Raw genomic sequence first — 23040 nt, forward strand, 5'->3', positions numbered from 1 at the left:
CCTCCGCCCGACGGGGCGCGCGACCACCCGGCCGCGCGCCCCGTCTGCACATTCCGGGCCGAGTGAGCGTGCACCCCCGCGCCCTCGCGCACGAGCGGCGTGAGGCGCGCCACTGTCCCGCCCGCGACGGCGCCGTCGGCCGCGGCGTGGTTACGGTGGCCGCAGCACGACGACGTGCCCCGGCCCCGCGCCGGACCCGACGCGAGAGGGGATGCCGCATGGCCCTCGCCCAGCCGCAGGACGACCGCCCGCACGCCCCGCAGCCGGTCTTCTTCGTGTCCGACTCGACCGGCATCAGCGCCGAGACCATGGGCAACGCCCTGCTGCTGCAGTTCCCGAGCGTCCCCTTCGAGCGACGCGTGATCCCCTTCGTGCGCACGGTCGCGGAGGCCCGCGAGGTGCGGGTGCGGCTCGATGCGTCCGAGGGCGCGATCGCCTTCCTCACCGTCGTCGACGACGCGGTGCGGGCCGAGCTGCTGACCACCCGAGCGCTCGTGATGGACCTCGTCAGCGATCCGCTGACCCGGCTCGAGGAGCGCCTCGGCGTCCACGGCGACCACGCCCCGGCCCGCCTCCACGGCGTCGGCGACGTGCACCGCTACAACCGGCGCATGGCGGCGGTCGAGTTCGCGATCGAGCACGACGACGGGCAGTCCATCCGGGCGCTCGAGAAGGCGGATCTCGTGCTCATCGGCCCCTCCCGCTGCGGCAAGACCCCCACCAGCATGTATCTCGCCCTCCAGCACGGCCTGTTCGTCGCGAACTATCCGCTGATCGACGAGGACCTCGAGGCGGAAGTGCTGCCGGAGTCGATCCGGCGCCTCGCCGCCCGCTGCGTGGGCCTGGTGACCTCGCCGCAGCGCCTCGCCGAGGTGCGCGCCGAGCGTCGGCCGGGCTCGCGGTACGCGTCCCTCGAGCAGACCCGCTGGGAGCTCAGCCGTGCCCGCCGGGTCTGCTCCGTCCACGACATCCCCGTCGTCGACTCCTCCACGAGATCCGTCGAGGAGATGTCCGCCCTGATCCTGCAGAGCCTCGAGCAGCGCGGAGCCCCGCCCCGCTGAGGCCCGGCCGCCGAGACCGTCCGCCCGTCCCCACCCCACCTCCCGGCCCCATCTCACCCCCACCCCCACCCCAGGAGCAGCAATGACGCAGCGCATCCGATGGTTCTCCGAGCTCGGCCTCGACGATCTCGAGCAGGTCGGCGGGAAGAACGCCTCCCTCGGCGAGATGGTCTCCCATCTCACCGCCCTCGGCGTCCAGGTCCCCGAGGGCTTCGCCACCACGGCCGACGCCTACCGGGAGCTGCTCGCCGGCACCGGCCTCGCCGACCGGATCGACGCCCGCCTGCGGGACCTCGATGTGGAGGACACCATCGCGCTCGCCGAGGCGGGGGCCGAGATCCGCCGCATGGTGATCGAGCAGCCGCTCCCCGCCGCCCTCGAGGAGGAGATCCGCACCGCCTACGAGACGCTCGCCGCCGGCAGCGGGGCGGAGGCCTCGTTCGCGGTGCGCTCCTCCGCGACCGCCGAGGACCTTCCCGACGCCTCCTTCGCGGGACAGCAGGAGACCTTCCTGAACGTGCGCGGCATCGACGCGGTGCTCACGGCGATCCGCGAGGTGTTCGCTTCCCTCTACAACGACCGGGCGATCGCCTACCGCGTCCACCACTCCTTCGACCACGCCGCCGTCGCCCTGAGCGCCGGGGTGCAGAAGATGGTGCGCTCCGACCTCGGGGCGAGCGGCGTCCTGTTCACCGTCGACACCGAGTCCGGCTTCCCCGGCGCCGTCTTCGTGACCAGCGCCTACGGCCTCGGCGAGGGCGTGGTGCAGGGGGCGGTCAACCCTGACGAGTTCTACGTGCTGAAGTCCGCGCTGCGCGAGGGGCGGCCCGCGATCCTGGCCCGCAGCGTCGGCGAGAAGGCGACCGCGATGGTCTACACCGCCGATCCCACCGTCGGGCGGACCACGGAGTTCGTGGACGTCGAGCCGGCCCGTCGGCGGCAGTTCTCGCTCACCGACGAGCAGGTCCAGGATCTCGCCCGGAAGGCGCTGATCATCGAGGAGCACTACGGGCGACCGATGGACATCGAGTGGGGTCTCGACGGCATCGACGGCGGGCTGTACATCCTGCAGGCGCGCCCCGAGACGGTGCAGTCCCGCGCCGGATCCACCGTGGAGAAGCACCGGCTCGAGGAGCGGGGTGAGGTGCGCGCTGAGGGCCGCGCGATCGGGGCCCGCATCGGTGCGGGACCGGTGCGCGTGCTGACCTCCCTCGAGCAGATGCACGACTTCCGGCCCGGCGAGGTGCTGGTCGCGGACATGACCGATCCCGACTGGGAGCCGATCATGAAGCGCGCCGCCGCGATCGTCACCGACCGCGGGGGGCGCACCTGCCACGCGGCGATCATCGCCCGCGAGCTGGGGATCCCCGCCGTCGTCGGGACGGGGAGCGCGACGCGCACTCTGCGCGACGGCGAGGAGGTCACCGTCTCCGCCGCCGAGGGGGACACCGGCTACGTCTACGCCGGGCGGCTGCCGGTCACCGTCACCACCTCGCAGGTGGACGCGATGCCCGAGATCCCCACCCGGATCATGATGAACGTCGGCAACCCGGAGCAGGCCTTCTCCTTCTCCCGGCTGCCGCATCAGGGGGTGGGCCTGGCGCGGCTCGAGTTCCTGGTGAACCGGCAGATCGGCATCCACCCCCGAGCCCTGCTCGAGCTCGAGCGGCTCGATCGGGACCGGCCCGAGCTCGCCGAGCGGGTGCGTGAGCGTATAGCCGCCTACCCGGGGCCGCGCGAGTTCTTCGTGCGCCGCCTCGCCGAGGGCGTCTCGATGATCGCGGCGGCCTTCGCGCCCGAGCCGGTGATCGTGCGGATGAGCGACTTCAAGTCCAACGAGTACGCGAACCTGCTGGGCGGTGACGAGTTCGAGCCGCGCGAGGAGAACCCCATGCTCGGCTACCGGGGCGCCTCCCGGTACGTCTCCGCGGACTTCGCGGAGTGCTTCGCCCTGGAAGCCGAGGCGCTGCGCCACGTGCGCGAGGAGATGGGGCTGCGGAACGTGAAGCTGATGATCCCGTTCGTGCGCACCCCGGAGGAGGGGCGGGCGGTGATCGACCTGCTCGCCTCCCACGGCCTGGTGCGCGGCGAGAACGGCCTCGAGGTCATGATGATGTGCGAGATCCCCGCGAACGCCCTGCGGGCCGAGGAGTTCCTCGAGCACTTCGACGGCTTCTCCATCGGCTCGAACGACCTCACCCAGCTGACCCTGGGCCTGGACCGCGACTCGGCGCTGGTCGCGGAGCGGTTCGACGAGCGGGACCCCGCGGTGCTCTTCCTCCTGCAGCGCGCGATCGACGCCTGCCACGAGGCCGGGAAGTACGTCGGCATCTGCGGGCAGGGGCCGAGCGACCATCCGGACCTCGCCGAGTGGCTCGTGGACCGGGGCATCGACTCGCTGTCGCTGAACCCGGACACCGTGGTCGAGACCTGGCAGCGGCTGGGGCAGCGGGGAGCGCGGGTCGGGTCCGCCTGAGCGGCGGCTCGCGCGGGGTCGCGCGACGCCCGGCCGACGGGGAGGCCGGTGGTCAGTCGTCCACGTGGTCGACGGCCACCGGCATCATCTCGCCGGTGCGTGTGCCGGGCCCGCCGTGGCTGTCGGTGCCCGGCACCGAAGTGACCGTGGTCAGCAGGAAGACGGAATCGTCGAGCGCCTCCACCCCGTGCCGGTGATGGGTGAGGGCCTCGACGTGCCCCGTCTCGATGACGACCGGGTCCTCGCCCGTGATGCGCACCTTCCCGCGGATCACCTGGATCGAGGCGGCGGGCGGGGAGTTGTGCTCGCCGAGGGAGACGCCCTGGCGCAGCGCGATGACGGTCTGCCGCAGCGGGCCGTCGTGGATCAGGATCTCGGCGTGACGGCCGTTGGGGGCCTTCCGGGCCTCCGCGATGGCCAGGGTGATCGCCTCGGACAGGGCGGGCATGGGGTCCTCCTCGCAGCGACGTCGTCTCGCTCCAGTATGGGCCGCGCGACGCGTCCCGTCAGCGGATCGGCGAGGTCCGACGGGGAGGTGGTGGCGGGCTCGCCCGGTCAGCGGTCAGCCGTCGGTGAGGCGCTCCGCCGCCGCCCGGGCGCGGGCCAGCATCTCGCGCTCGCTCACCCCGGCGGCCGCCGCGGCGGCGGCCACGTCCCGGAACTCCGGTTCGCGCCGCACGACGGTCCCGTCGGCGTCGCGGGCGACCTTCACCGCGATCCGGTGCCCGTCGACCTCGATGCTCTCGAAGGAGCGCGTGCGGATGGTCCGCTCGACACGGTGCCGGCGCACGCCGAGGCTCCCGGTCCGGTCCATGAGCAGGGCCGATGCCGCCTCGACCGCCTCCTCGCGGACCAGCGCGTGGACGGTCACCGCGGGCCGGCCGTGCTTCATGACGATCGGCGTGAGCCAGGCGTCGAGCGCGCCGCCTGCGAGCAGGTCCTCGATCACGCCGGGCCACAGCCGCGGGTCGAGGTCGTCGACGTTCGCCTCGAGCTGCACGGCGGCGGTGGGGGTGTCGTGGGCGTCCGCCGCGGCGACCGAGCCCGAGACCGCGGCGGGGCTCGAGGAGGCGACGGGGCTCGCCGCACCGGCGGTGCCGACGAGGACCCGCACCACGTTCGGCCGACCGGGGGTGTCCTTCGTGCCCGCGCCCACCCCGAGGGCGAGCACGGTCATCGCCGGCTGCGGGCCCGCGGTGCTCGCGAGCCCGCGCAGCAGGGCCACGCCCGTGGGGGTCGCGAGCTCGCCGATGCCGGGGGCGACGCCCGCGGGGACCCGCCGCCCGCCGTGCTCGTGCGGGCCGCCGGCCATGTGCGCGGGAAGGGTCGCCTCCTCGGCGGACGCCGGGTGCTCGTGCGCGGCCACTGCGGCGTCCGAGTCGGGGACGTCCACGGCGGGATGGGAATGGTCGTGGCTGTAGTCGTGAGGGTGTTCGTGGGAGTGGCCGCTCCCGTCCGCGTGCCCGTGGCCGTGGCTATGGCCGTGATCGTGGGAGTGGCCGTCCTCGTGCGAGTGCCCGTGACTGTGGCTGTGGCCCCGTGAGGGGAGGATCTCGCCGGCGACCGTCGGCCAGCCGAGCGCGAGCCGCGCCACCGCGGGCACCGGCACGGGGATGTCGCCGTGCGCGGCGCGGATCCGGCCGCTGCCGACGGCGAGCACGCTGCCGGTGCCGTCCTCGATGCCCAGCTGCCGCCACGCCTCGCACGCCCCGATCACATCCGCGAGCGAGTCCAGCGCCCCCACTTCGTGGAAGTGGACCGCGTCTGCGGGGACGCCGTGGGTCGCGCCCTCGGCGTCGGCGAGTCGCCCGAACACCGCGAGGGACAGCTCGATGGTGCGGGCGGGAACGTCGTCGCGGCCGCGGGCCCCCTCGAGCAGGGCCCGGATCGAGGCCCAGGTGCGGTGCGGGGGATCCTCGACCAGCACCTCCACGTCGACCTTGGCCGCGCTCTGCCCGCCGCGGTCCACCCTCCGGCGCACGAAGCGCACCGAGTCCGGCACCAGCGCATCAAGCACGCGCTGCACTCCGTCGAGATCAGCGCCCGCGTCCACGAGGGCCGCGAGCAGCATGTCCCCGGCGATCCCGGCGGTCGCGTCGATGTAGGCGGAGCGAGGGGCGGCGGGCGCGTCGGCGGTCATCCCCCGATCGTAGAGCGCCGCGCATCGGCCCTCGAGAGCGGGCCGCGCGTTGCCCCGCCTCGGTAGGCTCGAGCCGCGCCCGCCCCATCCCCGCCTGGCCCACACACTCAGGAGGCCCGATGCCCCGCAGCTCCCGCGGAGACCGTCCGCAGACCGGGCCGTCGAGCCCCGCCGCCCCGGGCGGCGCCGAGCGGAACCCCTTCACCCCCGGCTTCGGCCTCGTACCGCGCGTCCTCGCCCTGCAGGGCACCCCCGTCGAGGACTTCGCGGCCGCGCTCGCCGGCCGGCGCGGCGCCGGCGAGCGGTCCGTGCTGATCGCCGGCGCGCGCGGCGTCGGCAAGACGGTGCTGCTCGGGCAGCTGCGCGAGGTGGCCGCACGCGCCGGCTGGCGCACGCTGGTGCTGCACACCTCCTCGGCCTCGATGGTCGAGGAGCTGCGGGGCGGCGCCGTGGACCTGCTGCGCGAGGTCGACCCGGAGGCGGAGCGGATGCGCGCCACCTCCGCCGAGGGCGGGGCGTTCGGGGTGCGCGCCGGGGCGGATGTCGAGTTCGTCGACCGCTACGCCGGGGAGAAGGTGCCGCTGGGCCGCCTCCTCGAGCGGCTCGCCGCCCTCGTCACCCGGGACGGCGGGGGCCTGCTGGTGAGCGTCGACGAGGTGCAGTCCGCGGACCATGCCCAGCTGCGCGAGGTCACCCAGCACCTGCAGGACCTCATCGGGTCGGGCCACGGCGCGGGCTTCCTCGCCGCGGGGATCCGCACCGGCGTCGACGAGCTGCTCGCCCACCCGGGCACCACCTTCCTGCGCCGCGCCCACCGGATCGACGTCAGCTCGGTGGACGTCGGCACCGCCGCCGAGGTGATCCGCCAGACCGTCGCCGACACCTCCCGCTCCATCACCCCCGAGGCCGCGGTGCGGGCCGGCGAGATCAGCCACGGCTACCCGTATCTCATCCAGGTGATCGGCGCGGAGGCCTGGGCCCGGGCGGGCGATGCGTCGACGATCGAGATCGAGGACGTCGACGCCGCGCGCGCGGCCACGATCGACGCGATGGTCGTGAACGTCCACGGACCCGCTCTCCGGGACGTCACCGGGCGGCGCATGGACTACCTCCAGGCGATGCTCGAGGACGAGGGCCCGAGCGCCGTCGGCGACATCGCCGCCCGCCTGGGCCTCGACACCCGGGCGGCGGGGGTGCACCGCGCCCGGCTGATCGGCGAGGAGCTGCTGCAGGCCGCCGGGCACGGCCGCGTCGAGCTCGCCCTGCCCTACCTGCGGGAGGCGCTCGAGCGGGTGCGCGAGACCGGATCCACCCGTCGCCCCGCCGCGCCCGCCCAGGTCACGCGGCCCGTGCGGCACACCGACTGACCCGCGGGAACAGAACCCCATCCCGCGGAGTTGAGCCCCGCATGACCACATTGGGAATCATCGGGGCAGGACACATCGGCGGCCAGGTCGCCCGGGCCGTCATCGCGGCGGGCCATCAGGTCGTCATCGCGAACTCGCGCGGGCCGGAAACGCTGGCCGAGCTCGTCGCCGAGCTGGGTCCGCAGGCGCGCGCCGCGACCGCCGCCGAGGCCGGGGAGGCCGGCGAGGTCGTCGTCGTGACCGTGCCGCTGCGCGCGATCGATCAGATCCCCGTCGAGCCGCTCGCCGGGAAGATCGTGCTGGACACCAACAACTACTACTGGGAGCGCGACGGGCGCATCCCCGCCCTTGACGCGGGGGAGAACACCACCTCGCAGCTGCTGCAGGACCACCTTCCCACCTCGAAGGTGGTCAAGGCCTTCAACCACATCGCCGCCGCCGAGATCACCACCGACACCGCCCCCGCCGGCACCCCGGGACGCCGCGCCCTCGCCGTCTCGAGCGACCACCCCGAGGCGACCGAGTTCGTGACCCGGCTGTACGACCAGCTGGGCTTCGACGCGGTCGACGTCGGCCCGCTCGCGGAGTCCTGGCGCGTCGAGCGCGACCGGCCGGCCTACGTGGTGCGGCAGACCGCCGAGGAGCTGCGCGCGAACCTGGACCGCGCGAACCGCCTGCCCTGAGCTTGCGTACGATCGTCCGCGTGACCTCCTCGCCCCCGCCGTCCCTGCGCCGACGCCGCTTCGCGCTCTACGCCCTGTTCCTGCTGCCCGGGCTGAGCATGTCCGCGTGGGTCACCCGCACCCCCGCGGTGCGCGACCTGCTCGAGGCGTCCACCGCTCAGATGGGGCTGGTGCTGTTCGGGCTGTCCGTCGGCTCGATGATCGGCATCCTCTCCTCGGGTCCGCTCGTGATGCGGCTGGGCACCCGCCCGGTGGTGGTGCTCGGATCCACGCTGGTGGTGCTCGCCCTGCCCACGATCGCGCTCGGCGCCTGGACCGGCCAGCCGCTGCTGACCGCCGCCGGGCTGGCGCTGTTCGGCGGTGGGATGGGCGGCGGCGAGGTCGCCATGAACGTCGAGGGCGCCGACGTGGAACGGCTGGGCGGGCGCTCTTTCCTGCCGGCCCTCCACGGCTGCTTCAGCCTGGGCACCGTGATCGGCGCGCTGCTGGGGATCCTCGCCAACGCGGCGGGCTTCCCCGTGGTGCCGCATCTCGTGCTCACGGCGATGATCGGGGCGGGACTGCTGCTGTGGGCGGTGCGCGCGATCCCGGCCGGCACCGGGCTGGTCACCGCCGCGGATCGCGCCCCGCAGGCCGACGTGCCGCGCCCCGCGATCTGGAAGCACACCCGCCTGCTGCTCATCGGTGGGGTGGTGCTCGCCATGGCGCTCGCCGAGGGCACCGCCAACGACTGGCTCCCGCTGATCATGGTCGACGGGCACGGCGTCGACGCCACCCTGGGCTCCCTCGTGTTCGCGCTGTTCGCCGCGTCGATGACCGTGGGCCGCTTCAGCGGCGGACCGATCGTGGAGCGCGTGGGGCGCTCCCGCGTGCTCCTGGTCAGCGCCCTCTTCGCCGCGGCGGGCCTCGCCCTGATCGCCGTCGTGGACAGCCAGGCCGTGGCCGTCGCCGCCGTCGTGCTGTGGGGGCTCGGCGCCTCGCTCGGCTTCCCGCTCGCGCTCTCGGCCGCCGGGGACTCCGGCCCGGAGTCGGCCGCCCGCGTGGCCCTCGCCTCCGTGATCGGCTATCTCGCCTTCCTCGTCGGGCCGCCCACGCTGGGCCTGCTCGGCGAGGAGATCGGTCTGCGCCACGCCCTCGTCGCCCCGCTCGCGGTGGTGCTCGTGGCGGTGGTGCTCACCCCGGCGACCGGGGTGCGTCGGCCGACGTCCGAGGATCCCGCTCCGGGGCAGCGCGAGGCTTCGGACCCAGCCTCGGTGCTCAGCACAGCAGCTCCAGCAGCCGACGGCAGCGCGGCGGATCGATCGTGAGGCCCTGCCCGAGGCCCCACAGCAGGTAGGACATCGCGCGGACCAGCACCCAGTCGCGGGCTCGGTCCGGCGGAACCTGCGCCGCGTCGACGAAGGCGCTCATCGCGGCGTGGACGTCAGCGTCCGCCGACAGCTCGTCGAGCCGGGACCACAGCACCCGGCCCAGGTCGTACTCCGGATCGCCGCGCAGCAGCACGGGGTCCACCACCGTCCACTCCCGCCGGCCCCCGGCGAGCACCTGCTCGTGGTGCAGGTCCCCGTCGACGGCGCGGGAGCCTGGGTCCCGGGCGGTGAGCCGACGGGCGGCCGCGGTCGCTGCGTCCAGCAGGGCTCGCGGGACGGGCTCGCCGAGCGCGGACCAGCGGCGGGCGAAGCCGTCGGCCTCCTTTGCGGCCACGTCCCGCGTTGAGGTAACCGACTCCGGCGCCGGGATCGCGAGATCGCGGACGATCCGGCCCAGCACCGCGGCGGCCTCGAGCGGAGGGAGCCCGGTGAGCGAGCGCTCGGCGTCCAGCCGCTCGAGCAGCAGCGCGCCTGCCTGCTCGTCGGCCTGCAGCAGCTCCACCACCCTGCGCCCGTCCCAGTGGCGGAGCGCGGCGATCTCCGGGGCGAGGTCGTCCCCGGGCGGGGAGAGGCGCAGGACCGCCGCTCGATCCCCCTGCCGCACCGGCACCACCAGCGCGTTCGATCCGTGGCGGACGGTCCCGTCGGACCGCAGCCCCCACTGCTCGCACTGCGCGCGGACCAGCGCGGGCAGCCGGTCCAGCCAGACGCGGCCCTCGGCGTCGTGCCACCAGCGGGGCATCTCACCGAAGGTGTCGGGGACCGTGATCACGTGCGAGGCCGCCGAGCGGCTCACCCCGCGCAGTCCACGCAGGTCGACGCGGCCGGACGGATCCGCAGCCGAGCCAGCGGGATCTCGGTGCCGCAGGAGACGCACCGACCATAGGTGCCGTCCGCCAGGCGCTCGTCGGCGGCGTCGAGCTCCAGCAGGTGCCGCTCGGCCGCGTCCAGCAGGGCCTCCAACCGGGAGCGCTCCACGGCGGTGGTCGCCCCCTCGGGATCGTGCTCGTCGTCCGTCGAGGTCAGCTCCATGCCGTCGACGATCGAGCGGTAGTCCCGACGCAGTGACGCGACGCGCTCCTGCGTGCGCTGACGCTCCTGCGCCAGCAGCTCCGAGAGCGCGTCGCGATCGGGCCGGCCGGTCATAGGATCAGCTCTCGGCGCCGGAGATGTTGACCTGCCACACGATCCCGAAACGGTCGGTGAAGGAGCCGTACGTATCGCCCCACATCTGCTTCTCGAGCGGCATGGTGATCTCGCCGCCGACGGAGAGCTTCTCGTAGGCGCTGCGCAGCACCGCTTCGTCGTCGCCCATGAGGGAGAGGGTGACGTTGGTGCCGGGCTTGTGCTCGCCCATGCCCTCCACGACGTCCGAGACGTACAGGCGGATCAACTCGGTGACCTCGAGGGAGCCGTGCATGATCTTGTCCGCCGCGGGATCGTCGGCCGGGACGGCCTGGAACTCGCCGAAGGTCGCGAACTGGGGCGTGGCCCCGAGGGCCTCGCCGTAGAACTCGAACGCCTCGCGGGCGTTGCCGTCGAAGTTCAGGTACGGGTGGAGTGCAGCGGGCATGGCGGACGTCCTCCTCGGCATCGGCGCCGGCTCGGTGCCAGGCGCTCACGGCGAGCGTAGACGCGGGGTGCGACGGGTGGAACGCCCGTGGGCGATGGCCAGGTGGTGGAGGCGACCGCGGAGTCGGTTGCCGTCTGGTGGTGTCCTTCGGGAGGGGAGCCAGGGGGATCGTGATCGTTCCGTCGATCATCGCTACAGCTACGACACGTCGGGGAACCTGGTGAAGGTCGAGGATCTCACCGGCACCCCGGTGCAGGGCAGCGACGTCAGCCCCTACACGGTGCGGGACTACACCTTCACCACCAACGGAGCCCGCAAGAGCGTGAAGGAGACGATCCGGGCCGACGGCACTCCCACGGGGACCGCTGTCTCGGGTGTCGATCAGACGCTGACGTACGACAGTGCGGATCGGCTGACCGGTGGGTACGTGTATGACCTGCTGGGTCGGCAGACGACGCTCCCTGCAGCCCACGCTCCGAACCCCGGCGGAGGGGACGTGCAGCTGGGGTACTTCGACAACGACCTGCCGCAGAAGGTCGCCGTGGGCGGGACCACGACGACGTTCTCCCTGGATGTCGCGAAGCGGCGCCTGGTCCAGTCCAGCACGACGTCGGGAGCGGTGACGACCACGACCCGGCATTACACCGACTCCTCGGACAATCCCTCCTGGATCGAGACGAAGAAGCCCGACGGGTCCACCGAGACGCTCCGGTACACCAGCTCCATCAGCGGTGACCTGGGTGCCAGCATCGCGACGGACGGCGGGGTCTCCCTCGTGGTGGCGAACATCCATGGAGACGTCGTCACCACGGTCCCTATCCCCGCCGGCACTCCCGCAGCGACGGCCGCGACCGCTATCGCCGGCTGGTCGAGCTACACCGAGTACGGCACGCCCATCGATCCCGCCCAGACCGCGAGCGTGGGCACGAAGGCGGGCTACGGCTGGCTCGGCGCCAAGGAGCGCTCCACGACGGCCGAGACCGCCGGGCTCACCCTGATGGGCGTCCGGTTCTACAATCGGGCGACCGGCGCGTTCACGAGCGTCGATCCTGTCCCCGGCGGAAACGCGACCGCGTACAATTACTCGACCGACCCCGTCAATTCTCACGACATCACCGGAAAATGCAAAACATGTAAGACATTCAAGTTCGGCGGCGATCCCGCAGGGGTCAGAGGGCGTAGCGGAGGGGCGGCAGAAGCGAAAGTACCCCTCTATGGGAGGGGGTCTTCTGCGCGAGCTAACAAAGCCTTCGATATCCCAAAGCAATCCGGGGTCTACGTTATTCATTACAAAAGCGGCCACAAGTATGTGGGGCGCAGTAATAATATGTACCGGCGGATCGGAGAGCACCAGAGCAGGGGGAAGTTGGACAAGCATGGCGGAATCTCCCGAATTACTTTTGTGGAGAATTCCGGAACAAAATCGCTGCGACAGCAGGAGAACGATACGTACTGGTACTGGCGCGGCCGCGTCGGGAAGGGAAAAATGGATAACCTTATCAAGCCCTGCCGTCACCGGAAGTGCCGCTAGCCCCATGAGAGGCGGAGAGAATGAATGAGAACGACTTCTGGAATGTAATTGCGAATGCTAGCGACGGGGAGAAGGTGAGCGCGGAGGGGCTCGTGAAGTATTTGGAGAATCTCTCAAGCGAGTCGATCGTTGATTTTGATACCCAGCTGCAAGAACGAATATCGGAACTGGGCACTTGTCGCCCCCTGGAGGATCTTCGGAAAAACCCTGAGGTCGAGGGGCTGATTTCCGATGACGGGCTAGAGTATCTGCTTGCCGGCGTAGTTTCGCGGGGACGGGAAGTGTTCGAGGCGGTGTTGCTGGACTCAAGTTTGCTCCGGCGTGGCCAATGGCTCGAAGATGAAGATCTGCTCCGTATTGCTTCAGGGGTGATCGAGGATCGGATCTCTTCGACGCGAGAGGCAGGTCATCGTCATGGGACGATCATCTCTTCGGCAGAGGTATTCCATGAGCGCTACCCGATCCCCCCGAAGGAACTCGAGGGGGATTTCCCGGTGGACACCTTCGGGTGGATCATGGTCGATGTCCAAGACTCAAAGCTCCCCGCGATCGAGATTCTGAGATACGATGACGGCGATTTCACTGTTTTCCCTGAATTTGGCACCAAGTTCGTGCGATATGCGTTTCAAGAACCGGCAGTCAAAGCGTGCTCTAAGTTGCGATCAGGGATCGACTTCCGGAGCATTCCCGGGCTCGTTCTGAATATAAATATCACGATTGGCGACCATTCGAGCGGCCCGGAGGTCAGGCCGATCTGCTCGCGCAACGGACCGTTCGACCTGTGGCCCGGCGTAGCACTTTGGATAGACCGACGAGACCTCCCCGAGTCGAACTCGCCCGAGTTCGAAAGGTTCGGGGCCTCGGTTATCTTCGATGCACTTGAGGTGTACTTCGCAGGCCAGGAGCGAGAACTCGGCCTCATATCTCTTCTTCGAGGTTCCTGATTATGGAGGCGGGATGGCGAGAAGACGAACCCGACGCGCGCGGGAGCGGTCAGAACCGTTCGCCGTCACGGTCGAGCTTTTTGAGCAGGATCGGCCCTTGGAGTCTACTCACGCCGCGATAGCCCGAGGTTCATTCGGTGGGGAAGACCATGGACTTCTTCGCCATCTCGACGGCGAGCTCCTAAAGCTGAAAGAATCCGGCCTTACTCTGGAGGATGCAAAGAACTGCGTTCGGGCGGGAGCGGAGGTCTACGTCAACCCCGACTTCGTTGAGTTTGATGTGCGTGGCACGGAGTTGCGACTGTCGGTTCAGCGCTGGCTTTCCGGTGACGAAACACTTCAATTCATGGAGGTCGACTATGAAAATGATACTTCGAAGAAGTCCTCAGAAGTATCACTGTATATTGGCCCCTCCGGGCGGATCCTTATCCATCTCGCGGGCCACTTCAGGTGGCCAAATGGTGTAGATCTGCCGCGGTGAAGTGCTCGGACGACTCCTGTCCTGCGAGCTGGATTTTTCGCGAGCAGCTGCCAGTGCAACTGAACTACGAAGATTCAGAATCCTGCAAAAGCGCGCATGGAGGAGTTCCTTGTAATTGACTACAGAGGAAGAATTTCGAGGTTTCGTGAGTATTGAGAGACTTATGGCCGACTTGTTAGACATTCACGAAAGGCTCGAGGAGCTCCATGGGGCACTGGCAGAGCTGGCTGATCCCGCTGACGTCGAGCGAGTCGCAGAGGTCATCGGCAGGATCGAGAGCGCTGCATACGAAGCTGCTCTAGCAGTGAGTGACGATGACGGGATTGACGATGACGGAGGGGGCCCCGAGGGCCTGATCTGTCAGTCCGACGAAAGTTCCCTTGGGGTAGCAATTCATGCAAGATTTGAGGCGGACAGCGGAACCGCCGACGGGGTCGAGCCGGAAGTTACCGCTGAAACTCTGTCCACCTGGCTGCTCCCTCTCCTTGCCGGCCGCATTGATGGCTATCACATGACTTCTCATCAGGCTTATGTGTAACGCGAGGGGGAGGATGGGCATGATGCGTATATCGGGATTGAGATACCCATGAGTGGTGTCATCGTCGAGGTGGACGAAGGCTCCGACTGAGCCCGTTTTTCACTCGAGTGGTCTTCTGGATGTCTTATTTGTTTGCGGTCATGCAGACGGGCGCGCAATTTTCTCGGCCTCTACGCACGGAGACCGAAATGCGGCTCTTCAGGGCTGTGTGAGGGGAGACGTTTCGAGTTTTCTGTTGATGGCAAGCATCTTGCGTCAAGGACCTCATTGTCGGTTTCCAGCTGCCCCGCGCTGGAGACTTGCCCACGCTCAACTCTGACGAGACCCGAACCTCTCGGCTCAACCGCGGCGGTCCTCTCGCAGGGCCGCCGCCGGTAGCCTGGCCCGGTCGTCCCGTGGTCAGCGAAGGAGCCGCACCGATGGACCCCGACCAGCGCCCGACGGGCCTCCTGCTGGACCTGCAGGAGCGCGCCGCCGGCGTCGACCCCGCCGCGCTGCGGCTCTCCTGGATCGTGCCCCCGCTGGGGGACGCGCGGCAGCGCTCCTACCGGCTGCAGATCGCCGAGGACCCCGCCTCCGCGCAGATCCTCTGGGACTCGGGCACCGTCGACTCCCCGGACTCGACCGGCGTGCTCGTCGAGGACCTGCCGCTCATCCCCTCCACCCCGTACTGGTGGCGGGTGCAGGTCGCGACCTCCGAGCCAGGCGACTGGTCCGCACCCGCCCTGTTCACCACCGCCCCGGACCGCTGGCCCGCCCGCCCGATCTGGGCGGGCGAGGCGGACTGGGCCCTGCTCCGCAGCGAGCTCACCCTGCCGGACGTCCCGATCCGCGCCGCCTTCCTCGAGAGCGTCGGCCTCTCCCCGGAGGGCGCACCGGCCGGTGCCGCCGGGCCGCGCGGCGGACGCCAGCATGTCGCCAAGATCTGGGTGAACGGGCAGGTCGCCGGGTTCAGCAGCGCCCGCAGCGCCGATGGCCGGCCCTCGCTCCACACCCACCACGTCGCGGACCTGCTGCGTCCGGGCGCGAACGCCCTCTCCGTGCTCGCCTGGGCGCAGGAGGGGCGGCAGGTCGCCGTGCGCCTCGTCGTCGTCCTCGCCGACGGCACCCGGCTCGAGCACGTGACCGCCCCGGAGACCTGGCGCGCCCTCCCCGGCGACCGCCTGCTGCCCGGCACCCGCAGCATCGGCGGCTTCTGGTACCACGCCCCCGCCGAGGACTGGGACCTGCGGGAGGAGCCGGCCGGCTGGACCCTCCCCGGCGTCGACGACAGCGGCTGGGCGCCGGCGAGCGCCGCGCCGCCGCTGCCCGCAGAGCCCGTGCCCGCCACGGTCTCCCTGCGCCAGGAGACCGGGGCGACCCTCCGACCGGAGCCCGTCGGCGATGACCCTGTCGGTCCCGCGGCCGGCGCACCGGATCCGCCGGAACCGGCTCCCGTCGGCCCTGCGGCCGTCGGCCCCGCCGTGGCCCCTGCCGCGACCTGGCGGATCGACCTGGGCCGGGAGATCGTCGGCGGCCTGCGCCTCCGCTGCCGCGCGAGCGACGGCGCCCGGATCGCCGTCCACCTCGGCGAGCAGCGGGACGAGCACGGCCGCGTCCTCTCCGCCATGCCCACCGGGAACGTGTACGAGGAGACGTGGACGCTGCGCGCGGGGGAGCAGGAGGTCGAGCAATGGGGCTACCGCGCCTTCCGCTACGCCGATCTCCACCTGCTCTCCGGCACGGTCTCGGACCTCGAGGTCACGCCCACCCTCCTCACCTCCGGCACCGCCCACACGGGGGCCTTCGCCTCCTCGGATCCGGACCTCGACCGGGTGCATGAGCTGTGCCGCTACTCCATCGAGGCCACCACGCTGGACCTCTACCTCGACACCCCCGCCCGGGAGCGCCTGCCCTACGAGGGCGACGCCTACGTCAACCAGCTCTCCCAGTATGCGTGCGAGCGGAGCTATGCGCTTGCCCGTGCGAGCACCCGGTACCTAACCCGTCGGCCCACCTGGCCCGCCGAGTACCACCTCATGCCCGTCCTCCTGGCCTGGGAGGACTACCTCGCCACCGGCGACGACGCCCAGCTGCGCACCGACCTCGACCTCTGGCGCGCCGCCGGCTACGACCGGTTCCTCGGCGCGGACGGCCTCGTGCACCTCGAGCCCGGCAGCTCCAGCGGCTGGGACGCCGTCCTCGTGGACTGGCCCGTGACCTGCCGCGATGACGTGGAGATCACCGAGGTCAGCACCGTCCTGAACGCCTTCCAGGCCGCCGCGCACGATGCCCTCGCCCGGATCTGCCGGGCGCTCGGCAGGCCCCGCGAGGCCGCGCACCACGCGGAGCGGGCGGCGGGCATGCGTGCGGCGATGGAGCACCTGCTGGTGCGGGCCGACGGGGTGCTCCGCGACGGGCTCCGCGCCGACGGGAGCGCCGTCGAGCACGCCGCCCAGCATTCGAGCGCCATCCCCGTCGCCCTCGGCCAGTCACCGGCCGCGCACCGCGACGCGCTCGCCGAGCACCTCACCGCCGGCGGGATGCGCATGAGCATCTACGGCGCCCAGTTCCTGCTCGACGCCCTCTTCTCCCTGGGACGGGCCGACGAGGCCCTCGCCCTGCTCACCTCCCGCGGGGAGCGCGGCTGGCTGCACGGGATCGACGACCTCGGCGCCACGATCGTGCCCGAGGCCTGGGACCCCTCCCTCAAGCCCAACATGACCTACTCCCACGCCTGGGGCACCGCGCCCGTCAACGTCCTCGCCCGCTGGGTGCTGGGCGTGCGCATCGTCGCCCCCGGCGCGGCGCGGCTCGAGATCGCCCCGCAGCCCGGACCGCTGGCTTGGATGGAGGGCACGGTGCCCACGATCCGCGGGGACGTGCGCGTGCGCTACGACGCGGCGGGGCGCGAGCTCGAAGTGGACGTGCCCGCGAACGTCTCCGCCGTGGTGCGGTGGGAGGGTGTGGAGCGGGAGGTCGGCCCGGGGGGGACGGTGCTGCACCTGCCCTGACCGCGCCGGGAGACGGTCAGGGGGCGTCGTCCGGCTCCGGAACCGCTGCCGCCGACGCCAGCCGGCGCAGATAGCGCTGCTCGGACGGGCTCCGGGTGCGCTCGGCGGCACGCAGGAAGGCGGCCCGCGCCTCCTCCTCCCGCCCCAGCCGGGCGAGGAGGTGCCCGGTCACCGCCTCATGGCGATGGGAGAGCGGCGGGCATGTCGCGAGCAGCTCCAGCCCCGCCTGCGGCCCCTCCACCTCGGCGGTCGCCACCGCGAGCCCCAGCAGCACGGCCGGGGTCGGCTCGAGATCCACCAGCATGCGGTAGAGCACCAGGATCTGCGGCCAGTCGGTGGCGTCGCTCGTCGCCGCCTCGGCGTGGACCGCGGCGATCGCCGCCTGGAGCTGGAACGGCCCCACCGGGCCCACCGGCAGGGTCCGCTCCACCAGGGAGATCCCCTCCCGCACCAGGGCGTGGTCCCACCGCGATCTGTCCTGGACGAGGAGCGGCACGATCTCCCCGTCGGCATCCAGGCGAGCGGGCGCCCGGGCATGGGTGAGCAGCAGCAGCGCCAGGAGACCGGCACTCTCGGGGTCCGCCGGCCGGGCCGCGAGCACCGCGCGCGCCACCCGGACGGCGGCGTCACCGAGCAGCCGGTCGGTGCCCCGCCCGCGCTCGGCCAGGGAGTGGTCCTGGGCGTAGAGCGCGGAGACGGCATGTCGGACGGCGTGCAGCCGGAGGGGCAGATCCTCACCGGTGGGCGCGGGGAGCCGGGCCCCGTCGGCGCGCAGGCGGGCCTTCGCCCGGGAGATCCGCTGCGCCATCGTCGACTCCGGCACGAAGAAGCACGCCGCCAGCTCGGCGGTGCGCAGCCCGCCGACCGCCCGCAGCATCAGCGCCGTCTGGGAGGCCGGAGTCAGGGAGGGGTGGGCGCAGAGCAGGAGCAGGGGGAGGAGATCCTCGCCGTCGCCCGATGCCCCGTGCGCGTGCCCGGTCGGGTCGCCGGGGTCCCCGCGCAGGGGCTCCTCGAGCCGGGCGGCCCGCTCCTCGCGGGTGCGCCGCGCGACGTCCGCGCGGATCCCGTCGATCAGGCGCCGTGAGGCGACCGCCCGCAGCCAGGCGCGGGGCGAGTCGGGCAGGCCGTCTCGCGGCCACTGCTCGGCGGCGGCCAGCAGCGCCAGCTGCACGGCGTCCTCGCAGTCCGCGAGGTCCCCGTGCCGGCGCAGCAGCGCGGCGAGGACGTGCGGCGCCTCGCGGCGCCACACGTCCTCCAGGTCCGAGGCGGGATCAGGACTCGTCGGGAGCCTCGCTCATCACCGGTCGCAGCTCCACCGTCTCCCCCCGGGCGCCGAACAGGCCGGCGATCTCCGCCGCCCGCTCCGGTGTCTCGGTGTCGACGATGAAGAACCCGGCGAGGTGCTCGCGGCCCTCGGCATAGGGGCCGTCGACGACGATCCGTCGGTCGCCCTCCCAGCGGAACAGCCGCGAGCCCGTGGGGGCGGCGAGCGCCTCGGCGTGGACGAGCTCGCCGCGCTCGAGGACCTCTCCGAACGCCGCGTCGAAGGACCGGGAGTCGGCCTCCCGCTCCGCCGCGGGCCGGGCCTGCTCCTCCGGCAGGTAGTCCGGGGTGGGATGGCCCCAGGGCTGGGGGTTGGAGTGGATCAGGATCACGTACTTCATCGGGAGCTCCTCGCTGGGTCGGTCGGTCGGGGGCGGATGCCCTCGACGAGTGGTCGATGCCGCGTCTCGGATCTCGACATCGACGGTCCGGACGGGCACGATGAAGCGGCGGACGTGCCCGAGGGTACGCCGCGAGGGAGGAGGCCACGATGACGTTTCCCGAACTGCTGCACACCGCGATCGACGCCCGGGACCCGCGGGCTCTCGCGGAGTTCTACCGCGAGCTGCTGGGCCTGCACTACCGGCCGGGCGATGAGCCCCCGGCCCCGCCCGAGGTCGACGACGCCGACTGGCTCGTGCTCCTGGACGCGGGCGAGCGACGGGTCCTGACGATCCAGGGCAAGCGCGACCTGCGGCCCTCGACCTGGCCCAGTGAGGAGGTGCCCATGCAGCTGCACCTGGACTTCCGCATCCCCGACGCCGCCGAGCTCGAGCGGCAGCGCGAACGGGCCGAGGCGCTCGGCGCCCGCGTGCTCCTGGACCGCACGGCCGACGCCGACGAGCCGCTCTACGTCCTCGCCGACCCCGAGGGCCACCCGTTCTGCCTGCTGGTCGGCTGAGCCCGGGTCACCAGGCGTAGGCCTCCGGGGCGGGACCGCCGGGGCCGGGGAAGATCTCGTCGAGCGCGGCGAGGTCCTCGTCGGTCAGCGCGATGTCGAAGGCGCCGATCGCGGAGTCGAGCTGCTCCATCGTGCGGGGGCCGATGATCGGGCCGAGCACGCCCGGCTGGTGCAGCAGCCAGGCGAGGGCGACCTGGCCGGGGGCGAGATCGCGGTCCGCGCAGAACGTCTCCCAGCGCTCGAGCTGCTCGGTGAGGTCCGCGGGGTCGTGGCGGCGGTCGGCGTCCTTGCGACGCACCCCGTCGGGGCGGCGACCGCCGAGCTTGCCGCCCGCGAGCGGCGACCAGGGGATCACGCCGAGGCCGTAGTGCTGCGCGGCGGGCAGCACCTCGAGCTCGATGGATCGCGACAGCAGGTTGTACAGGGACTGCTCGGAGACCAGACCCAGCGAGCCGCGGCGGGCGGCGGCCTCGTTCGCCTGGGCGAGGTGCCAGCCGGCGAAGTTCGAGGAGCCGACGTAGCTGATCTTCCCCTGCGCGACCAGCAGGTCCATCGCCTGCCAGATCTCCTCCCACGGGGTCGAGCGGTCCACGTGGTGCATCTGGTAGAGGTCGATGTGGTCCGTCTGCAGCCGGCGCAGCGACGCGTCCACCGCGCGGCGGATGTTCAGCGCCGACAGGCCGCGGTCGTTCTTCCCCGGCCCCATCTCGCCATACACCTTGGTGGCGAGCACGATCTCGTCGCGGCGCCCGGAGCGGGCGAGCCAGCGGCCGAGGATCTCCTCGGTGTGCCCCCGATGCTCCGTCCCGCCGTAGACGTTGGCGGTGTCGAAGAAGGTCACGCCCTCGTCGACGGCGCGGTCCATGATCGCGAAGGAGTCCTCCTCGGTGGTGTGCGGGCCGAAGTTCATCGTGCCGAGCACCAGACGGGAGACGGTGGCGCCGGTGCGGCCGAGCTGGGCGTACTGCATCCTGATCACTCCTCGGGGGAGGCGGCGTCGCGGCATCGCGAGCGGGGTCCGCCGCGGCGGAGACTACGCCCGTTCCCACGTGGTGGCCAGGGGCTTCCACGGCGGGAGACCACGGGGCCGACGGGCGTCGAGCGGCACGGCGGCCGGGCCCGCTCCCGCGTGGTCGATCAGCCCGGCAGCTGCATCGTGGTCAGGCAGGTCGCGGCGGAGGAGACGGTGCGATGGGTCGCCGAGACCTCCCCGGCCTCGGTGCCGAGAGTGAGGGTGAGGGTCCGGTCGCGAGGCAGCCACAGGCCGAGGAAGCCGTTCGCGGCGGTGGTCCGCGCCTCGTCGATCAGCGGCCGCGCGCCGCCGTCAGAGACCCGCACCTGCACCTCCTGCCCCGCGAGCTCGCCGGTGCAGGTGGTCAGGGAGTGCAGGAAGCACTCATGGGTGGACTCCACGTAGGGCGCGACGGCGAGATACACCTGCTCGGCGGGGAGCGGCAGCGTGGCCTCGCGACCGTCCTCCTCGGCCAGGGTCAGCTCCTCGGTGCCGATGGAGGCGAGCAGCCCCGAGGGCTTCTCCTCGAGCGGCAGCGCTTCGAGCGCATCGATCACGGCGCGGGCGTCGCTGGTCGGCAGATCGTGGCGGGCGAGGAGGGCCGAGGCGGCGTCGTCGGTCGGCTCGGTGCCGACCGTCGACGGGGAGGAGCAGCCTGCCAGGGCGAGTGCGGTCAGGCTCGTGGTGACGAGCAGGGCGCGGCGCGGCAGGATCAGCGGCATGGGGTTTTCCTCCGGGGGGACGACGAGACCGCGCCCACCGTACCCCTCACCGGTATCCCCGTGCACGGGACCATCGGCCCCGCGGCGGGGAGTCCGCGTGCGGGGCGGCGCCTCCCGCGACGCCGGGACGTGCGCATCGGGCGCCGCGGCGTCGGGCTCAGCGGGAGGCCGGGGGGAGCGCGCCGCCCGGGCGATCACCGCGCCCCGTCCCCCCGGGGCCGAGCGCCGGAGCGGTCTGCCGGTCCAGGTGCTCCCGCACCGAACGGGCGACGTCCGGAAGCGGACCGGCGGGCAGGTAGCCCGCGGCACCCGCCTCCAGCATCCGGGTGACCGGACCCGCGTAGTGCACCCCGAGGTCCTCGTCCTCGATCTCAGCGATCAGCATCCGGGCGCGGGGGAACTGGGATCGGAGCGCCGCGAGCAGCTGCGGGCTGATCGGCGGGACCAGCAGCACGTCGGCCGTCGGCGGCGCCTCGTGCAGGTCGAGCACCACGAAGCCCTCCCCGAACTCCTCGGCGAGGCGGCTCCGCGCCCCGGCGGAGAGCTCCATGGCGGTCGCGACCACGAGGGCTCCCGAGGGGATCGGAGCAGGCTCCGGCTCCGCGCGGTCCGGGGTGATCAGGGCACCTTCCAGCACGCCGCCGGCATGCCGCGCGGGCGCGATGGAAAGGGTTCCCAGCACCACGGCGCCGCGCGCGAGCAGCACCTCCTCGCCGCGCAGCGCCCCCTCGAGCGCCGCCGCCAGCGCGCGCGGAAGATCCTGCAGGTCCAGTCGACGACTCCGTCTCGGGCGCATGGGGCGCTCCTTCCCCTCAAGGCCTCACCCTGCAGGAACTGCCGCGCATCCGCCAGGGCCTTCACCACCTCTGCACCGTCGGGCGGCGAGTGACGCGGCGCACTGTCGCGTGTACCGTCGTACACCCGTGCGACGGGCCACCGCGGCCGTCGCCCTGACGTCCGGGAGACGCCCCATGACCACTGCCCTCGACCCCACGAAGGCCCTGCACACCTGGTCCCTGTTCCGCACCCTGGGCCGGTTCGTCGCCCCCGGGAGCATGCCCTCGGGCGGGATGCCCGAGAACCGCTCCACCACGGGACTGCCCCTGCTCGAACTCCCCGCGCAGCTCGCCGCGCACGGGTTCGCCAGCGCCCAGCTGTGCCACTTCTACCTCCCCACCACCGAGTCGCCCTACCTGGCCGAGCTCCGCGCCGCCTTCGACGAGGCGGGTGTGGATCTCGAGGTCCTCCTCGTCGACGACGGGGACATGACCCACCCCGAGCACGGCGCCGAGCATCAGCGCTGGCTCTCCGGGTGGCTCGACGTCGCCGAACAGCTCCGCATCTCCCGGGTCCGCGTGCCCGCGGGGGACCGGGCGCCGAGCGAGGAGGTCCTCGTCCGGAGCGCGAGCGGGCTGCGCGCTCTCGCCGCCGAGCACCCCGACCTCCGCATCCTCACCGAGAACTGGAAGGCGCTGCTGATCGACGCGGCCACCACCCGCCGCCTGCTCGAGCTGTGCGAGGGCGAGGTGGGACTGCTCGTCGACACCGGCAACTGGACCGGCGCCGACAAGTACGAGCAGATCGCCCAGGTCGCCGGGATCGCGGAATGCTCGCAGGTCAAGGCGCGGGAGAACGCCGACGGGTCGCTCGACGCCGAGGACCTCACGCGCTCCCTGAGCGTCCTCCAGGAGGCGGGCTACGCCGGGCGGCTCTCGCTGGTCTACGCCGGGGCGGACGACGACGAGTGGGGCCGGCTCGAACAGCTCAGCACCCTGGTGACGGAGGTCGCGGGCTGAGCAGGGCGGGCGCTGCGGAGCCCGGTGCGGGGGCCGGGACAGAAAGGTCCGGACCCCTGGATTAATACCCCCTAGGGGTATAGTCTCGTGGGATAGAGACGACACCGGCGCACGGAGAGCCCGGCCACG

21 protein-coding genes are annotated in these 23040 nt (G+C 72.1%); 11 read left to right on the top strand and 10 right to left on the bottom strand.

Translation table 11 applies throughout. The features are described from left to right. Positions 1–218 precede the first annotated feature (218 nt). Positions 219–1061, top strand: coding sequence for a pyruvate, water dikinase regulatory protein (locus ACZCAH_RS08265; protein ID WP_464340600.1), 843 nt, complete (start codon positions 219–221; stop codon positions 1059–1061). Between the two features lie 82 nt (positions 1062–1143). After that, entirely contained in the window at positions 1144–3537 is a 2394-nt protein-coding gene (gene ppsA, locus ACZCAH_RS08270; RefSeq protein ID WP_464340601.1) for a phosphoenolpyruvate synthase, read from the top strand. 52 nt (positions 3538–3589) lie between these two features. On the opposite strand, the gene ACZCAH_RS08275 is transcribed toward ppsA, so the two are convergent. Beyond that, positions 3590–3985 carry a cupin domain-containing protein gene (locus ACZCAH_RS08275; protein ID WP_464340602.1) on the bottom strand — a complete coding sequence of 132 codons (396 nt, stop codon included), beginning with the start codon at positions 3983–3985 and terminating at the stop codon, positions 3590–3592. A 114-nt stretch (positions 3986–4099) separates the two neighbouring features. Further along, on the bottom strand, positions 4100–5677 hold the full coding sequence (larC, locus tag ACZCAH_RS08280; RefSeq protein ID WP_464340603.1) for a nickel pincer cofactor biosynthesis protein LarC: 1578 nt from the start codon (positions 5675–5677) through the stop codon (positions 4100–4102). Between the two features lie 119 nt (positions 5678–5796). Between larC and ACZCAH_RS08285 the strand changes: the two genes are divergently transcribed. Genes ACZCAH_RS08285 through ACZCAH_RS08295 form a run of 3 tightly spaced genes read left to right on the top strand, consistent with a single transcriptional unit; the run spans position 5797 to position 9034 of the window. Beyond that, the gene (locus tag ACZCAH_RS08285) at positions 5797–7044 is read left to right on the top strand and encodes an ATP-binding protein (protein WP_464340604.1); all 1248 of its coding nucleotides are present in this window, start codon (positions 5797–5799) and stop codon (positions 7042–7044) included. A 41-nt stretch (positions 7045–7085) separates the two neighbouring features. Then, positions 7086–7727, top strand: a complete 642-nt coding sequence (locus ACZCAH_RS08290) for an NADPH-dependent F420 reductase (protein ID WP_464340605.1) — start codon at positions 7086–7088, stop codon at positions 7725–7727. A gap of 20 nt (positions 7728–7747) precedes the next feature. After that, complete coding sequence (locus ACZCAH_RS08295) at positions 7748–9034, top strand: MFS transporter (protein ID WP_464340606.1); 1287 nt, start codon at positions 7748–7750, stop codon at positions 9032–9034. Here the strand turns inward: ACZCAH_RS08295 and ACZCAH_RS08300 are convergent. Genes ACZCAH_RS08300 through ACZCAH_RS08310 form a run of 3 tightly spaced genes read right to left on the bottom strand, consistent with a single transcriptional unit; the run spans position 8985 to position 10670 of the window. After that, a complete protein-coding gene (locus tag ACZCAH_RS08300; protein ID WP_464340607.1) occupies positions 8985–9893 on the bottom strand; it encodes an aminoglycoside phosphotransferase family protein in 909 nt (302 codons plus the stop codon). The two genes, ACZCAH_RS08295 and ACZCAH_RS08300, sit on opposite strands and share 50 nt — an antisense overlap. Next, on the bottom strand, positions 9890–10243 hold the full coding sequence (locus ACZCAH_RS08305) for a TraR/DksA family transcriptional regulator (RefSeq protein WP_464340608.1): 354 nt from the start codon (positions 10241–10243) through the stop codon (positions 9890–9892). The genes ACZCAH_RS08300 and ACZCAH_RS08305 overlap by 4 nt, the downstream gene beginning before the upstream one ends. Before the next feature lie 4 nt (positions 10244–10247). After that, the gene (locus ACZCAH_RS08310) at positions 10248–10670 is read right to left on the bottom strand and encodes a VOC family protein (RefSeq protein ID WP_464340609.1); all 423 of its coding nucleotides are present in this window, start codon (positions 10668–10670) and stop codon (positions 10248–10250) included. Here ACZCAH_RS08310 and ACZCAH_RS08315 point away from each other — a divergent pair. The 4 genes from ACZCAH_RS08315 to ACZCAH_RS08330 all read left to right on the top strand — a co-directional run bounded on the left by ACZCAH_RS08315 (position 10669) and on the right by ACZCAH_RS08330 (position 17157). Then, positions 10669–12201 (top strand): GIY-YIG nuclease family protein, encoded by a 1533-nt coding sequence (locus ACZCAH_RS08315; RefSeq protein ID WP_464340610.1) that lies wholly within the window; start codon positions 10669–10671, stop codon positions 12199–12201. The two genes, ACZCAH_RS08310 and ACZCAH_RS08315, sit on opposite strands and share 2 nt — an antisense overlap. A 20-nt stretch (positions 12202–12221) precedes the next feature. Beyond that, positions 12222–13145, top strand: coding sequence for a DUF4240 domain-containing protein (locus tag ACZCAH_RS08320; RefSeq protein WP_464340611.1), 924 nt, complete (start codon positions 12222–12224; stop codon positions 13143–13145). Positions 13146–13158: 13 nt separating this feature from the next. Beyond that, positions 13159–13626 carry a hypothetical protein gene (locus ACZCAH_RS08325; RefSeq protein WP_464340612.1) on the top strand — a complete coding sequence of 156 codons (468 nt, stop codon included), beginning with the start codon at positions 13159–13161 and terminating at the stop codon, positions 13624–13626. Positions 13627–14583: 957 nt separating this feature from the next. Beyond that, positions 14584–17157 (top strand): family 78 glycoside hydrolase catalytic domain, encoded by a 2574-nt coding sequence (locus ACZCAH_RS08330; RefSeq protein WP_464340613.1) that lies wholly within the window; start codon positions 14584–14586, stop codon positions 17155–17157. A gap of 16 nt (positions 17158–17173) precedes the next feature. On the opposite strand, the gene ACZCAH_RS08335 is transcribed toward ACZCAH_RS08330, so the two are convergent. Next, positions 17174–18406 (bottom strand): RNA polymerase sigma factor, encoded by a 1233-nt coding sequence (locus ACZCAH_RS08335; protein ID WP_464340614.1) that lies wholly within the window; start codon positions 18404–18406, stop codon positions 17174–17176. 22 nt (positions 18407–18428) lie between these two features. After that, positions 18429–18821 (bottom strand): YciI family protein, encoded by a 393-nt coding sequence (locus tag ACZCAH_RS08340; protein WP_464340615.1) that lies wholly within the window; start codon positions 18819–18821, stop codon positions 18429–18431. A 149-nt stretch (positions 18822–18970) separates the two neighbouring features. Here ACZCAH_RS08340 and ACZCAH_RS08345 point away from each other — a divergent pair, with 149 nt between their 5' ends. Continuing rightward, the gene (locus ACZCAH_RS08345; protein WP_464340616.1) at positions 18971–19381 is read left to right on the top strand and encodes a VOC family protein; all 411 of its coding nucleotides are present in this window, start codon (positions 18971–18973) and stop codon (positions 19379–19381) included. 7 nt (positions 19382–19388) lie between these two features. Here ACZCAH_RS08345 and ACZCAH_RS08350 read toward each other — a convergent pair whose 3' ends face one another. The 3 genes from ACZCAH_RS08350 to ACZCAH_RS08360 all read right to left on the bottom strand — a co-directional run bounded on the left by ACZCAH_RS08350 (position 19389) and on the right by ACZCAH_RS08360 (position 21911). After that, positions 19389–20351, bottom strand: a complete 963-nt coding sequence (locus ACZCAH_RS08350) for an aldo/keto reductase (protein WP_464340617.1) — start codon at positions 20349–20351, stop codon at positions 19389–19391. A 167-nt stretch (positions 20352–20518) separates the two neighbouring features. Continuing rightward, positions 20519–21115: a CueP family metal-binding protein gene (locus ACZCAH_RS08355; protein ID WP_464340618.1), complete on the bottom strand. Its 597-nt coding sequence runs from the start codon at positions 21113–21115 to the stop codon at positions 20519–20521. A 157-nt stretch (positions 21116–21272) separates the two neighbouring features. Beyond that, a complete protein-coding gene (locus ACZCAH_RS08360; protein WP_464340619.1) occupies positions 21273–21911 on the bottom strand; it encodes a hypothetical protein in 639 nt (212 codons plus the stop codon). 175 nt (positions 21912–22086) lie between these two features. On the opposite strand from ACZCAH_RS08360, the gene ACZCAH_RS08365 reads away from it, so the two are divergent. Beyond that, complete coding sequence (locus ACZCAH_RS08365) at positions 22087–22911, top strand: sugar phosphate isomerase/epimerase family protein (protein WP_464340620.1); 825 nt, start codon at positions 22087–22089, stop codon at positions 22909–22911. The last annotated feature ends 129 nt before the right edge of the window (positions 22912–23040 follow it).

The organism is Brachybacterium sp. B718/18, assembly GCF_055454375.1.